The sequence below is a fragment of the Paeniglutamicibacter sp. GQ140 genome (assembly GCF_059759235.1).
In genome coordinates this window covers 1-13,564 of the sequence record NZ_JCAXDW010000011.1, presented here as the reverse complement: position 1 = coordinate 13,564, position 13,564 = coordinate 1, and the positions used below count along the sequence as shown (strand labels likewise).

The window sequence follows — 13,564 nt, the reverse complement described above, 5'->3', positions numbered from 1 at the left end:
GGCTAGGCGCCGGCCATCCGCTTCTTGACGTGCTTGGTGGCCGGGGCGGTCCACGGGTCCTCGGGCCACGGGTGCTTGGGATAGCGTCCCCGGTTTTCCGCGCGCACCTGGGCATAGGGCCCCGACCAGAACGACGCCAGGTCGTCGGTGACCGCCAGCGGGCGTCCGGCCGGGGAGAGCAGGTGGAACAGCACCGGGACCCTCCCGCGCACCAGCGCCGGCGAGGTCGCCAGCCCGAAGCATTCCTGCAGCTTCACCGCGACCACCGGAGGCGCGGTAAGGTCGGCGGCGTCAGGATAGTCGATGCGGATCTTCGATCCGCTGGGCACCGTCAGGCGTTCGGGGACCAATTCGTCCAGGGCCGTGGCCTCGGGCCAGGGCAGCAGGCGGCGCAGCGCATCGGCCAGGTGCAGGGATCCCGGGGACTTGCCCGCGGCGAGGGCCTCGAGTTCAGGGGCCAGCCAGGCCTCGGCGGTTTCCAGCAGCGAGGCGTCGTCCATCCCCGGCCACGGGTCGCCGAGCTCGCGGTGGACCATGGCCAGCCGGTTGCGCAATGCCGTGGCGGTGGAGGAGAACCGCAGCATGCCCAGCCCGTTGGTCCGCAGGGCCTCGAGCACCGCGGCGCGGCCCTGGGCACGGGTGGGGGTCATGGGCGTGCTGGAAAGTTCGATGGCCCCCAGCCGGTGTTCGGCCCGGGCGGTGAGCTTCCCGTGGGCGAAGACGGTGTTGACGGCCTCGGTTTCCAGGTGGGCGGCGGCCAACAGCGCGGTTTCTTCGTCCAGCGGCGCCGCGGCGCGGATCAGTGCGCCGGTGCCCGCAGCGTCGCGTCCCGCGGCCCGTGCCACCTCGGCCACGGCGATCCAGGCGTGGTGCCCCAGCGGGCTTCCGGCCGGCAGTCCCGCCCGGGTGCCCGAGGCCAACAGGTAGGTGGTGCCGGAGGCGTTCTCCACGCGTCGGGCCACCTGCCCCGGGAAGGCCAGGGCGACGACCAGGCCCAGAGGGTCCCCGGTGAGGGTGCCCCGGGAAGAGTCGCCGGTGCCCGGCGTTTGCCTGGCAATCCGTTCCAGCCGGGCGGATTCGCGCTTCCAGGGGCCGGAGCCCGGGTGCCCTCCGTTGCGCAGGGACACCAGCAGCGCCGCAAGGTCGGCGCCCTGGGCACGGTGGTCCCCGGCCAGCAGCGCGACGATGCGTGCGGTGGCGGCGGCCCCGGCCAGCGCGGTGCCGTCAAGCAGGGCGCGCCCGAGCCGCGGGTCCGCCGGGATGCCGGCCAGCGTCCGGCCCAGCGCCGTGGCGTGCCCGTGTTCCTCGATCGCCCCCAGCTGTTCGAGCACCGTGGTGGCCGCCTGGAGGCTCGAGGCAGGAGGGGCCTCGGGCAGGTGCAGGCCGGCACCTCCCGGCGCGCCCCAGCAGGCGAGGATGAGGGCGGCGGCGGTGAGGTCCGCAACGGTGATCTCGGCCCGCGGGTGCGCCGGTGCCGCGGCGAAGGTCTTCTCCTCGAAGCAGCGCACCACGGTGCCCGGGCCCTGGCGTGCTGCGCGTCCGGCCCGCTGGATGCTCGAGGCCCGCGAGGCCGAGACCGTGACCAGCCCGCTCATCCCCCGGGCCGCGTCGCGGCGGGGTTCCCGGGCCAGCCCGGAGTCGATGACCAGCCTGACCCCGGGGACGGTGAGCGAGGATTCGGCCAGCGAGGTGGAGACGATGATGCGCGGCGCCCCGCCCGGTTCGCGCCCGGAGACCGCCCGGTCCTGCAGTGCCGGGGGCACCTGCCCGTGCAGCTCCAGCACCTCGGTGCCCGGCACCCGGGTGCGCAGCTGCGCGGCGACATCGGCGACCTCCCAGGCGCCGGGGACGAACACCAGCGCGTCGATGGTCCCGTCCCGGCCCAGCGCCTCGGTGTGCGCCGCGGCGGCGGTGGCGGCCACGTGGGTGAGGAAGGTGCGCGAGACCCCGCGGTCGGTCAGCCGCGGTGCGGCGGCCGGCACCCACCGGGTTTCCAGCGCGTGCAGCGCGGCGGGGCAGTCGATGACCGGGGCGGCCCCGGTCCCGGTCGCGTCCCCCAGCAGCCGGGCGAAGCGCGGGGCGTCGAGGGTCGCCGACATGGCCACCAGCACCAGGTCCCCGCGCAATTCGTGGACCTCGCGCAGCATGCCCAACAGCAGGTCGGTTTCCAGCCCGCGTTCGTGCACCTCGTCGACGATGACCGCATCGACGGCTTCCAGCCCCGGGTCCGCCAGCAGCCGGCGCAGCAGGATGCCCGGCGTCACGAACTCGACGACCGTGCCCGGTCCGGCGGTGCTTTCCCCGCGCACCGTGAAGCCCACGCGCTTCGCGGCTGCGCCCGCATCCAGGGAGGCCAGCCGGCGGGCCGCGGAGCGGGCGGCGACGCGGCGCGGCTGCGTGACCACGATGCGGGCAGGTGCCCCGGTGCGCGCGGCCACGACGTTGGCGACCAGCGGCGGGACCAGCGTGGTCTTGCCGGTGCCCGGCGGGGCCTGGATGACGGCGGTGGCGCCGGCCCTGCCCGATTCCAGCGCGGCGGCGAGCTCGGGCAGGGACTGGGCAAAGACCAGGCCCCGCCCGATGGCTGCCAGGTCGAAGCCGTGGTCGGGTGGGGGATTTTCCTGCCGGATCTGCTGCGTGCTCACCCGCCCCATTATCCAGTGTCCGGATCCAGTGTCCGGACCGGGGACTGATTGTCAGGGGGTGCGGCGGCGCAGCGTCATCGACCCCACCGCGATGGCCGCCAGGATCCACGCGGCCACGAACCCGATCCGCAGCCAGATGTAGCCCGCGTCCTGGTCGTCGCGGGCCACCGCGTTCAGCGCATCGATGGCGTGGCTCAGCGGCAGCCAGTCCCCGATGTCCTCCAGCACCTGCGGCAGCTCGCCGCGGGGCAGGAAGATCCCGCCCAGCAGGATCTGCGGGAAGACGAATGCCGGCATGAACTGCACCACCTGGAACTCGCTGCGCGCAAAGGCGCTGGCCAGCAGGCCCAGCGAGGTCCCCAGCAGCGCGTCGGCGATGGCCACGGCGAAGAGCAGGCCCAGGTTCCCGGCGACCTCCAGCCCGCAGACCCACACGGCGAAGCCGACGGCGATCGCGGTCTGCAGAACCGACAGCAGCCCGAAGGCCAGCGCGTAGCCCATGATGAAGTCGGCCTTGCCCAGCGGCAGGGAGAGCAGGCGTTCCAGGGTGCCACTGCGCCGTTCGCGCAGCGTGGCGATGGAGGTGACCAGAAACATCACGATGAAGGGGAAGAGCGCGATCATAGCCGGGCCGATGCGTGGGAAGACCGGGGTGTCGGTGAAGATCCAGGCGACCAGGCCCACCAGCAGCGCGGGGACCAGCAGCAACAGGGCAAGGGTGCGGTGGTCGTGGCGCACCTGGTTCAGCACGCGCGCGGCGGTGGCAAGGATGCGCGGGATGTTCATGGGGTCCCCCCCGTGGCGCGGTGCTTGGGAACGTGCGGCTCGGCCCCCGATGTTCCCGGCTGCCCCGCATCGCGGATCAGCGCGAGGAAGGCGTCCTCGGCATTGTCGGTGCCGGTGCGCGCCAGCAGCGATTCCGGGGTTTCCCTGGCGATGATCTCGCCCTCGCGCATGAGCAACAAGCTGTCGCAGCGGGTGGCCTCGTCCATCACGTGGCTGGAGACCAGCAGCGTGGTGCCTTCGGCGGCGAGTTCGGCGAACAGCTCCCACAGCGCCACCCGGAGCACCGGGTCCAGCCCGACCGTTGGCTCATCCAGGACGAGCAGTTCGGGGTCCCCGAGCAGCGCTATGGCCAGCGAGAGCCGGCTGCGCTGGCCGCCGGAGAGGTCCGCGGCCATGGACTTGGCCTCCGAGCCCAGGTCGGTGCGTTCAATGACCCGGGCAACCTGGGCGGGCGGGGCGCCGACGATCTTGGCGAAGTAGGACAGGTTGTCCGCGACCGGCAGGTCCTCGTAGACGCTTGCTTCCTGGGTCATGTAGCCCACACGGTGGCGCAGCGCCGCGGACCCGGCGGTGTCCCCCAGCACGGTCACCGTTCCGGCGGAAATGACCTGGGTGCCCACGATCGCGCGCATCAGAGTGGATTTCCCGCAGCCGCTGGGGCCCAGCAGCCCGACGACCTCGCCGCGCGGGACCAGCAGGTCAAGGCCGGGCAGCACGAGTCGCTTCCCGCGCAAGACCTTCAAACCTGTGATCGAGATTGCCGCCGCCTGTGCGTCCATTTCTTGAGTCTTGCCCCTGTTCCGTCCCCGGTCAAGGTGTGGTTGCCTACCCGGGTGCGGTGCCGCACCTACCGATGTTCCCGGTCTCCCGGGCATACTGGAGGCAAGACAAGCATCAACCCCCGCCCCGGTTGATTTCCAGGAGTAAACGATGCGCGAGCCAGAGGAATCCCGCACCCTTCGTTCGGCCGCCCCGGTGCTTGTGGGCGTCTTCCCGGGACAGCATCCCGAGGTCCTGGAAACCGCGGCCCGCCTTGCCTCGCTCTTGCGTCAGGACCTGGTGTGTGCCTATGCCCTCACGGGGCTTGACCTGACCGAATGGAACGTCAAGACGCGAATCGACTTTGATTCCCTGCACCGCGACGAGCGCGAGGAACTCGGTTCGGTGGCCATCGAAGGCCTGCGACTACGGCTTGGCGAGGTCCTGGCGGCCTATCCGGTGCCGTGGAAGCTGCGCATCCTGGTGGGCGAGCCGGCCAGGGCCCTGGGCGAATACGGTGTGGAGCTGGGCACGTCGTTTCTGGTCGTGGGTTCCCCGCGGCGAAAACGCTTTCCCTTCGCCGCCCCACGGCTCCGTGCCTCGACGCTGATCCGCGTCCTGTCCCGTCGGCAGATTCCCGTGCTGGTGGTCCCACCGTTGGTGTTGCGGTCCCCGCCGCCGGCCCCGTACCTGCCCTGAACCCTCGCCCGGGCTCCGGCGGCAGTCGGGCACTCGTCAGGAATTTGCGCGCAGGAAGGGCAGCAGTTCGTCCAGGATCGGCTGCGGCGGAAACAGCGTCCCGCCGTGGGTGCGCCCGGCGAGTTCCACCAGCCGGGCGTTGGGCATCACCGAGGCCATGACGCGGGAATGATCGATGCGCGGCACATCCCTGGTTCCGGTCATCAGCAGCGTCGGGGTGGCCAGCTGGTGGAGCAATGTCTCGCTGACTGCGCTTCCGGCCTCGGTGGATTCGAAGTATGCAGCCAGCGCCAGGGCGTCGTTGGAAGCGAAGGCCAGCCGGGTTGCAGGGTCAAGCTTCCCGCCGCCGGCCTCCATGCCGGCGATGAACGCGTCCATGTCGCTCGTCTTCAAGGCCTCGAGGTAGCCGTCGAAGAAGAGCGTGCTGATGTGCTGGGCCTCGATGGCGTGGGTGCCCCCGAGCATCGTCAGGGAACGGACCATGGAAGGATGCTTGATGGCCAGCGACAGGCCCGCGCGCGAGCCAAAGGAGTAGCCCACGATGTGGATCGATTCGTGCCCGGTCGCCGCCAGCACCGCCTTGACATCCTCGAGGACCAGGTCCATGGCGTAGGCGGCAGGATCGTGCGGCTTACCCGACCGTCCGTGCCCGCGCAGGTCCATGCGGATGGTGTCGAATTCCGGTTCCAGCGCCCTTACGTAGCCCAGGCCGCGCCAGATCGAGCGGGAGAGCGCCGAGCCGTGCAGCAACAGGACCGGAGGGGCCCCTGTGTCGCTGGCGTCAAAGTAGATAGTCTGGGCATCAACCGGGTTCACTGCATGGGGCATGAGAATGAGCTTATGGCACCGAACCGGTCTTTTCCCAAGCGAAGGAAACATCCATGAATGACGACCTGACCCCCGTGCTTATTGGCGGTGCGCGAACTCCCTTTGGAAAGTTCCGCGGGGCCATCTCCTCCCTGCCCGCCACCGATCTCGGAGCGCATGCGATCTCCGCCGCCCTGGAACGCAGCGGGGTGGCGGCGGACGATATCAACCACGTCATCATGGGCCAGGTCATTCTGGCCGGAACCGGGCAGGGACCGGCCCGCCAGGCTGCCCTGAAGGCGGGCATCGGCTGGAACGTCCCCACGGTGACCATCAACAAGCTCTGCCTTTCGGGGCTGACCGCCGTCATCGATGCCGCCCGGATGATCCGGGCCGGCGAGGCCGAATTCATCGTCGCCGCCGGCCAGGAATCCATGTCCAACGCCCCGCACCTGGTCCGCGGCATGCGAACACCCGTGGCCATTGGCGACCGACCGCTGGAGGACTCGCTGAACCACGACGCGTTGGCCGACCCGTTCAGCGGAGAGCTCATGGGCTCGGCCACCGAGAGCGGAAATGCCAAGCTGGGCATTGGGCGTGCGGCCCAGGACGCCTTTGCCGCGGCTTCGCACCAACGCGCGGCGGCGGCCAAGGCGCATCTCGACGCCGAGATCGCACCAATCACCATCCCGCAGCGACGCGGGGGCGAAGTAGTCGTTTCCGCGGACGAGGGAATCCGCCCCGACGCCACGGAAGAACAGCTAGCCACGCTGCGCCCCGCCTTTTCCTCGGATCCCGGAGCAACCATTACCGCCGGTTCCTCCTCGCCGCTTTCGGACGGTGCCGCAGCCGTTGTGGTTGCCTCCAAGGGCGCAGCCCGCCGGGCAGGGCTGGATTGGCTCTGTGAGATCGGTGCCCATGGCCAGACCGCGGGGCCCGACGGCCAGCTGCACTCCCAACCGAGCACGTCGATCCTCGCCGCCCTGGCCAAGGATGGAATGAACGTCGCTGACCTTGACCTGATTGAGATCAACGAGGCCTTCGCCTCGGTGGTCCTGCAATCCGCCATGGACCTCGGCGTGGATCCGGCCAGGATCAACACCGAGGGCGGGGCCATTGCGATGGGCCACCCGGTCGGTGCCTCCGGCGCGCGACTGGTCCTGCACCAGGCCATGGAATTGGCCAGGCGCGGTTCCGGCACCGGGGTGGTATCCCTGTGTGGCGGCGGCGGACAGGGCGATGCGCTGATCCTGCGCCGCTGATTTCACACGTTGTTACCCGGCGGTATACAGCCCGTGCAAAGGTTGGTTCACTAGAGTTTTTATTACCTCATGAAGGTGCGAGTGATGAGAGCGCCGGTCGGGCACAAGGCAAATCCCCCTAGCCTTCCGACCGGTGCTCAACCTCTTAACGCGGGTTTTGGGCAAGGTCGGGTGCCGTGGGTTTCAGGCCCCTCGACAAGCACGGCACTTCGGACCAAACTGAAGATACCGCACCCCGCGAGTACGGGGCGGCACGTTCTACGGACCAAGGAGTACGCGTGATGAGTGAACAACCAATCGGCGACGAAGAAGAAACTGCCGCAGAACCGGAACATGTGGCCAGCGAGCACGACGAGGCGCTGGTCGAGGAATGGGAAGACGAATCCTTCCCGGCCTCGGACCCGCCGTCAAACTACTGACTCACGGCTGACTAACAACGAATCTTCAGCAACCATCCAGATATCCAAAATAGGCTGAAGCTACCTTCTCAAGGTGCGAGTGATCAGAAGAACCGGTCGCGGCGGAGTTTCACCTCCTTAGCCGCCACGACCGGTTCTTCGCTTTTAATCGCCATCCACCGGCCCACGCCGGGCCACACCCCGTCGCAATGTCGGCCGCGCCGCGCCCCGGGGCCCGATGTCGTGGACGTTGGGGGCTCCTGGGGACAAGAATGGGAATAGGGAGCCGAACCCGCTTCCGTGAGTTTTCATCCACAATTTCCAGGAGAACACCACCACCATGGCCGACGAACTCCGGTATGCCCCCGTTCCCGAAACCCACGCACCCTATGTGGCCGCCTCGGACCGCTACGAATCCACCGGCTACCGCCGAGTGGGCAACTCGGGCTTGGTCCTCCCCCCGATTTCGCTGGGGCTGTGGTGGAACTTTGGCGACAACCGCCCCTTTGACACCCAGCGCGAGGTGCTGCGCCACGCCTTCGACCACGGGATCACGCACTTCGACCTGGCCAACAACTACGGTCCGCCCTACGGCTCGGCCGAAGAGAACTTCGGCCGCATGCTCCGGACGGATTTCAAGGCCTACCGCAACGAGCTGATCATCTCCTCGAAGGCCGGCTGGGACATGTGGCCGGGCCCGTATGGCAATCTGGGCTCGCGCAAGTACATCATGGCCTCGGCCGACGAGTCACTGGCCCGCATGGGCCTGGACTACGTGGACATCTTCTACTCGCACCGCCCGGATCCGGACACCCCGATCGAGGAAACCATCGGCGCGCTGGACACCCTGGTCCGCCAGGGCAAGGCGCTCTACGTCGGCATCTCTTCATACTCCCCCGAACGCACCGCACAGGCAGCACGCGTTGCCAAGGAGATGGGCACCCCGATGGTGATCCACCAGCCCTCATACTCGATGCTCAACCGCTGGGTCGAGGACGGACTGCTGGACACCCTGGTGGAACACGGCATGGGTTCAATCGCCTTCTCCCCGCTGGCCCAAGGGTTGTTGACCGGCAAGTACCTCAAGGACGATTCGGCCACCCCCTCCGGCGGACGCAATTCCCTTGCCGGGCACCTGACCGGGGAAAACCTGTCCAAGGCCCGCGGCCTGGCCAGGGTCGCCGAGTCACGCGGCCAGTCCCTGGCCCAGCTGGCCATCGCCTGGCTGCTGCGCGACGGCGGGGTGACTTCGGTCCTGCTCGGCGCGTCCTCGACCGCGCAACTTGACGAGAATCTCGGGGCCCTGGGCAACACCGCGTTCAGCGCGGAGGAGCTCGACATGATCGACAGGATCGTTGCCGGCGAGGCCGACATCGATGCCCGGCGCAAGGCTTCCACTAGCTAAGTCCTCGGAACAATCCTCGGCAAAACCCTGCGGCATTCGAATTTCGCAGGGTTTTGCTTCGTTAACGACGAATACCGAAGCTTCCGGGTTCACCCACGGCGGATATGACCACGCCTGATGCGTGACGGGCTTCACAAATCGTCGTTTTCACGACATGATGGACGGGTACGTGGGGCGCAACGAAGATTCCCGCCGCCCAGTGACTACCAGAAGGAGCATGGCTGTGACCGCCAACGCCCAGACGCCGACTTCCACCGGCTACCGAGTCCTCAACCCCGCCACCGGTGACGTGGTCGAGGAATTCGCCACCGCCACCGACGCCGAGGTCCAGGACGCCATTGCCGCGGCCGAATCCGGCTACCAGGCATGGAAGGACATCGACATCAACGAGCGTGCAAAGATCGTGGCCCGCGTGGGCGAGCTTTTCGCCGAACGCGCCGACGAGCTTGCCGCGATCATCACCCAGGAAATGGGCAAGCCCCTCTCCGAGTCCAAGGGAGAGGCGGAGTTCTGCAAGGACATCTTCGAGTACTTCGCAACCGAGGGCCCGACCCTGGCCGCGGACACCGAGATCAAGACCATCGGCGGCGGCAAGGCCATCATCCAGCGCCTGCCCGTCGGCCCGCTGCTGGGCATCATGCCGTGGAACTACCCGTACTACCAGGTCGCCCGCTTCGCTGCCCCGAACCTGATGCTCGGCAACACCATCGTGCTCAAGCACGCCGAGACCTGCCCGCGTTCGGCCCTAGCAATCCAGCAGATCATGGACGACGCCGGCGTGCCGGCAGGCGTGTACAACAACGTCTTCGCCTCCCACGACCAGATTTCCACGATCATCGAGGATCCGCGCATCCAGGGCGTCTCGCTGACCGGCTCCGAGCGCGCAGGGGCCATCATCGGCGAGCAGGCGGGACGGAACCTGAAGAAGGCCGTGCTGGAACTGGGCGGTTCGGACCCGTACGTCATCCTCGACTCGGCGGATATTGCCGGGGACGCAGCCACCGCGTGGGCGACCCGCATGGAGAACACCGGCCAGGCCTGCAACTCCAACAAGCGCATGATCGTCATGGAGGACATCTTCGATGACTTCGTCGGCGAGCTGACCAAGCTGGCCGGCGGCCTGACCCCGGGCGACCCGGCCGCCGAGCTCGAGGGCACCTTCGGTCCGCTCTCCACCCGTGGTGCCGCCGAGGCGCTGGCCGCACAGGTCCAGGACGCCGTCGACAAGGGCGCAACCCTGCACGCCGGCGGCACCCTGCACGAGGGTCCGGGCGCTTACCTGGCCCCGACCGTGCTCTCAGGGATCACCAAGGAGATGCGCGCGTACTACGAGGAGCTCTTCGGCCCGGTGGCCGTGGTCTACAAGGTTTCTTCCGACGAGGAAGCCCTGGCGCTGGCCAACGACACCCAGTACGGCCTGGGCGGCGCGGTCTTCTCCACCGACCCCGAGCGTGCTGCCAAGGTTGCCGCGGGCCTGCAGGTCGGCATGGCCAACGTCAACGCGCCGGCGGCCGAAGGAGCGGATATGCCCTTCGGCGGCGTGAAGCGCTCGGGCTTCGGCCGCGAGCTGGGCCCGCTGGGCATGGAGGAGTTCGTCAACAAGCGCCTCTTCTACGTGGCGGGCTGATTCCAGGCCATCACCTGATCGCGCTGGCCGCGGTTGGCATCCCCTTCGATGGATGCCAACCGCGGCCAGCGCCGTTAAAGCCCCGCCGATGCGTCAGTCTGCCCGGCCCTGCGGAATGTCAGCGCCCGGTGTACTCGAAGTGCCAGGCCTCGGCGTAGGGCGAACCCTCTTCAAGGATCTTGCGGTGCACCCAGTTGTACTTCTTGGAATTGGCCTTCAGCCACTTGTAGTACTTGCCCCTAAAGGAATAGCCGTAGGTCTCGGGCACGTCGATGGCCGTTCCCCAGCCGTGGTTTGAAGTTCCCGGGCGCGCTGCGACATACGGGCCCAGTTCTTCCCAGTACGCCTCCTGGGTGGCACGGGTCCGGTATGCCAGGTCGATGTCGAGGTTGTGGCCGAACTTCTTCTTGAACGCGGTGTTGAGCCGGTTCAGGTCCTTGAGCGCCGGGGCAGCAATGAGCGTCTTTTCCTTGTCCCAGGAGATCGCCACCAGCATCCGTTCCGGGATCTTGCCGTTCTTCTGTGCCCGTACCTGCTTCGCCGAATATTTCCCCGGAGTGGTGTGCGCCCTCGAGGTGCGGGACAGCTGGCTGGTTTTCATCCACCCGCTCATGCCCTGCGTCCGCACGAAGATCCAGCCCTTGACCGACCCGGCCGTTTTTTCCATCTTCGCATCCCGGTACACGACGGAATTCCGCGGGATGTCCCCGATGCGCTTCTTACCGTTCACGCTTTCATACAGGTCGCCACCGGAAACCTTGGTCCAGTACCGGTCGGTTAGGCCTGCGCGGTTGGAGGTGTACTTTTGGTCGATGTAGATTTCCCGGCCGGGCTTCTTGGCGACGATCGAAAGGTATTTTCCCTGAACCCATCCGGTCTTGCCGCGACTGGTGATCCGGGCATATCCGCCGGAGATCTTCTTGACCGTGTAGATGCCGCTCTTGGGCACCGTGGCCAGGGCCGTGGATGTGCTGCTTGCCTTTTGCCGCAACGTCAGCCGGGCCGTGGTCTTGCCAAGCTCCCCGGTCTTGATGGCCCTGGACACCGTGCGCAGGTAGGTGCTGGAAGCCCAGCCGGTTTTTCCGGAGTAGCGCACCTGGCTCCAGCCCGACCTGGTGGCGGTCACACTCAGCCGAGTGCCCTTGGGCATGGTTGCCAGCTTCTGGCCCGAGGTTGAGGGGGCCGAACGCAGGTTCAGGTTTGCGGTGGTCTGCACGATCCTTGGGGTGCCGACGCGAACCACCTCCGGCGGCTGCAGGATGCTTGTGGCAAGTTCGGCCGATGCAGCAGGGTGCTGCAGAGCCGCCATCGGTGCCGCTAGTGCCGGCACCGGAACCAGCCCGGCAAGGACCAATGCCGTACCAAGAAACAGCGCCGTCCCTGCCCGATTAGCCGATGTTGAACCGGCTCCTTTTGATCTCCGTTGCATTGCTCCCCCGACCACTAGATTTTCGCTTCATGTCGGATGCCCGGCACTCGACGCCCACTAGTACATTATTAGACTAACCTTTTTGCTAAGAGGTTATTTCGGAGATCTGCTCTGTGCCCACAGTGCATAGAGTAGACCTGTTGCCAATTGCGAGGAGTCACTGGATGTCAGCGAAGCTCAGTTTCAAGAAAAGGTCACGCCAGGATCCGCCCGCGCCGCCGCAGGCAGCGTCTCCCGCCGTCGCACACCCGGCACACACGGTGTCCGGAATATGGATCGATCCCTTGGGCCGCATTGCCACGCGCTCGATCCAATTGCTGGTGGTTCTGATCCTGGCCTCGGCGGTCGTCTACAGCCTCCTGAAGTTGAGCGTCATTGCCCTGCCGATCCTGATTGCCTTGATTCTTTCCTGCGCACTGTGGCCGCTGGTCCGGCTCCTGCGCAAGGTCATGTCTCCCCTGCTGGCGGCATGGTCGGTATTCCTCGGGTCGCTGCTTGTGCTCGGCGGCATCGGAACCGCTCTGGTGTATTCGGTGCTGGCCGAATGGCAAACCTTGGTGGACAAGGGCGTCGAAGGCTTCAACAAGCTCCAGGGGATGCTGAACCAGTTGCCCTGGAACATTTCCGAGGAGCAAATCGACGACGCCGTCAACCAAGTTACAGGCTTCCTGACAAGCTCCCAGTTTGGCGCCGGGGCCCTGAGCGGGCTCTCCGCCGCCGGCAATTTCTTCACAGGCCTGGCTCTGTTGTTGGTGATCCTGTTCTTCTTCCTGAAGGACGGAGACAAGATCTGGGGCTTCTACCTCTCTTGGATGCCTGACCACCAGATGCACCGTTGGCTGTCCACCGGTGCGCGCACCGTGGAGACCCTGGGCGGCTACATGCGCGGTACGGCTACCGTGGCCGCAGTGGATGCCATCGGCATTACCGTCGCCCTGCTCGTCCTGAGGGTCCCGTTGGCCATCCCTCTGGGTGTCGTGGTCTTCATGAGCTCCTTCATCCCGTTGGTGGGTGCCACCTTTGCCGGAATCCTGGCCACGTTGATCGCTTTGGTGACCAACGGCCCCGTGGTTGCACTGATTGTCTTGGGTGCGGTGATCGTGGTGAACCAGCTTGAGGGAAACTTCCTGCAGCCCGTTGTCATGGCCCACGCGTTGAACCTGCACGCCCTGGTTATCCTGCTGTCGCTCGCCGCCGGGACGGTGCTTGGCGGCTTGGTCGGCGCAGTGCTGGCAGTCCCCCTGACCGCCGTTGCCTGGGCGATCGTGAAGATCTGGTCCGACAGGGACTTGCCGGGGCTCGACCCTGGTGCTGCTTCGGAGAAAAAGGAAACGCCCGAGGACGTCACCCCGGAACAGCTCTTGGCGCATGCAGAGGCCGCTGCGGCGGCCAAGGCGCAGGACGCCAACGCGGCGCGCGCGGCAGCCTCCGAGTCCACGCTGGATCGTCCAAAAGGTTCCTAGAAACCGTCCATGAAAAAGGCCGTGGAACCTACCTCCTGGGTTGGTTCCACGGCCTATTTTCATGCGGTACTGCCGACTCTGCTCGGGCTTTTCCTAGCGAAGGTACCTGGAGCTAACCCACCCGGTTTTCCCTGAATAGCTGGTTTGCGTCCAACTTCCTCGGGTTGCCTTGACGGTGAGCTTCTTGCCCTTTGGGATCACCAGCAGCGACCGTGTCGACGTGCTCGTTCCGGCACGAAGGTTAAGACGGTCGGTGGTTGTCCTTGTCTTTGCCGGGGCCTTGA

At 67.0% G+C, this 13,564-nt stretch carries 12 protein-coding genes; 6 read left to right on the top strand and 6 right to left on the bottom strand.

Going from position 1 to position 13,564, the window contains the following annotated elements:
* Positions 1 to 2 precede the first annotated feature (2 nt).
* From hrpB to AC6CHY_RS14795, 3 genes are read right to left on the bottom strand one after another with little or no spacing between them, the layout of a single operon-like run.
* Entirely contained in the window at positions 3 to 2,645 is a 2,643-nt protein-coding gene (gene hrpB / locus AC6CHY_RS14805; RefSeq protein WP_498227184.1) for an ATP-dependent helicase HrpB, read from the bottom strand.
* A 51-nt stretch (positions 2,646 to 2,696) separates the two neighbouring features.
* A complete protein-coding gene (locus AC6CHY_RS14800) occupies positions 2,697 to 3,431 on the bottom strand; it encodes an ABC transporter permease (protein ID WP_217387631.1) in 735 nt (244 codons plus the stop codon).
* The gene (locus AC6CHY_RS14795; RefSeq protein ID WP_498227183.1) at positions 3,428 to 4,210 is read right to left on the bottom strand and encodes an ABC transporter ATP-binding protein; all 783 of its coding nucleotides are present in this window, start codon (positions 4,208 to 4,210) and stop codon (positions 3,428 to 3,430) included. The genes AC6CHY_RS14800 and AC6CHY_RS14795 overlap by 4 nt, the downstream gene beginning before the upstream one ends.
* Before the next feature lie 151 nt (positions 4,211 to 4,361).
* On the opposite strand from AC6CHY_RS14795, the gene AC6CHY_RS14790 reads away from it, so the two are divergent.
* Entirely contained in the window at positions 4,362 to 4,889 is a 528-nt protein-coding gene (locus tag AC6CHY_RS14790) for a universal stress protein (RefSeq protein WP_217387629.1), read from the top strand.
* A gap of 36 nt (positions 4,890 to 4,925) precedes the next feature.
* Here the strand turns inward: AC6CHY_RS14790 and AC6CHY_RS14785 are convergent, their stop codons facing one another.
* A complete protein-coding gene (locus AC6CHY_RS14785) occupies positions 4,926 to 5,717 on the bottom strand; it encodes an alpha/beta fold hydrolase (RefSeq protein ID WP_498227182.1) in 792 nt (263 codons plus the stop codon).
* 53 nt (positions 5,718 to 5,770) lie between these two features.
* Here AC6CHY_RS14785 and AC6CHY_RS14780 point away from each other — a divergent pair, with 53 nt between their 5' ends.
* From AC6CHY_RS14780 to AC6CHY_RS14765, 4 genes are all read left to right on the top strand, one after another.
* Positions 5,771 to 6,958 (top strand): acetyl-CoA C-acyltransferase, encoded by a 1,188-nt coding sequence (locus AC6CHY_RS14780; protein ID WP_498227181.1) that lies wholly within the window; start codon positions 5,771 to 5,773, stop codon positions 6,956 to 6,958.
* A gap of 281 nt (positions 6,959 to 7,239) precedes the next feature.
* Positions 7,240 to 7,377 (top strand): hypothetical protein, encoded by a 138-nt coding sequence (locus AC6CHY_RS14775; protein WP_217387626.1) that lies wholly within the window; start codon positions 7,240 to 7,242, stop codon positions 7,375 to 7,377.
* A gap of 319 nt (positions 7,378 to 7,696) precedes the next feature.
* Positions 7,697 to 8,761, top strand: a complete 1,065-nt coding sequence (locus AC6CHY_RS14770; protein WP_498227180.1) for an aldo/keto reductase — start codon at positions 7,697 to 7,699, stop codon at positions 8,759 to 8,761.
* 217 nt (positions 8,762 to 8,978) lie between these two features.
* A complete protein-coding gene (locus AC6CHY_RS14765) occupies positions 8,979 to 10,388 on the top strand; it encodes an NAD-dependent succinate-semialdehyde dehydrogenase (RefSeq protein WP_498227179.1) in 1,410 nt (469 codons plus the stop codon).
* 118 nt (positions 10,389 to 10,506) lie between these two features.
* On the opposite strand, the gene AC6CHY_RS14760 is transcribed toward AC6CHY_RS14765, so the two are convergent.
* Positions 10,507 to 11,604, bottom strand: coding sequence for an SH3 domain-containing protein (locus AC6CHY_RS14760; protein ID WP_498227178.1), 1,098 nt, complete (start codon positions 11,602 to 11,604; stop codon positions 10,507 to 10,509).
* Positions 11,605 to 12,101: 497 nt separating this feature from the next.
* Here AC6CHY_RS14760 and AC6CHY_RS14755 point away from each other — a divergent pair, with 497 nt between their 5' ends.
* Positions 12,102 to 13,280 (top strand): AI-2E family transporter, encoded by a 1,179-nt coding sequence (locus AC6CHY_RS14755; protein ID WP_498227177.1) that lies wholly within the window; start codon positions 12,102 to 12,104, stop codon positions 13,278 to 13,280.
* A gap of 93 nt (positions 13,281 to 13,373) precedes the next feature.
* Here AC6CHY_RS14755 and AC6CHY_RS14750 read toward each other — a convergent pair.
* A partial coding sequence (locus AC6CHY_RS14750; protein ID WP_498227176.1) for an SH3 domain-containing protein occupies positions 13,374 to 13,564 on the bottom strand: 191 nt, incomplete at its 5' end.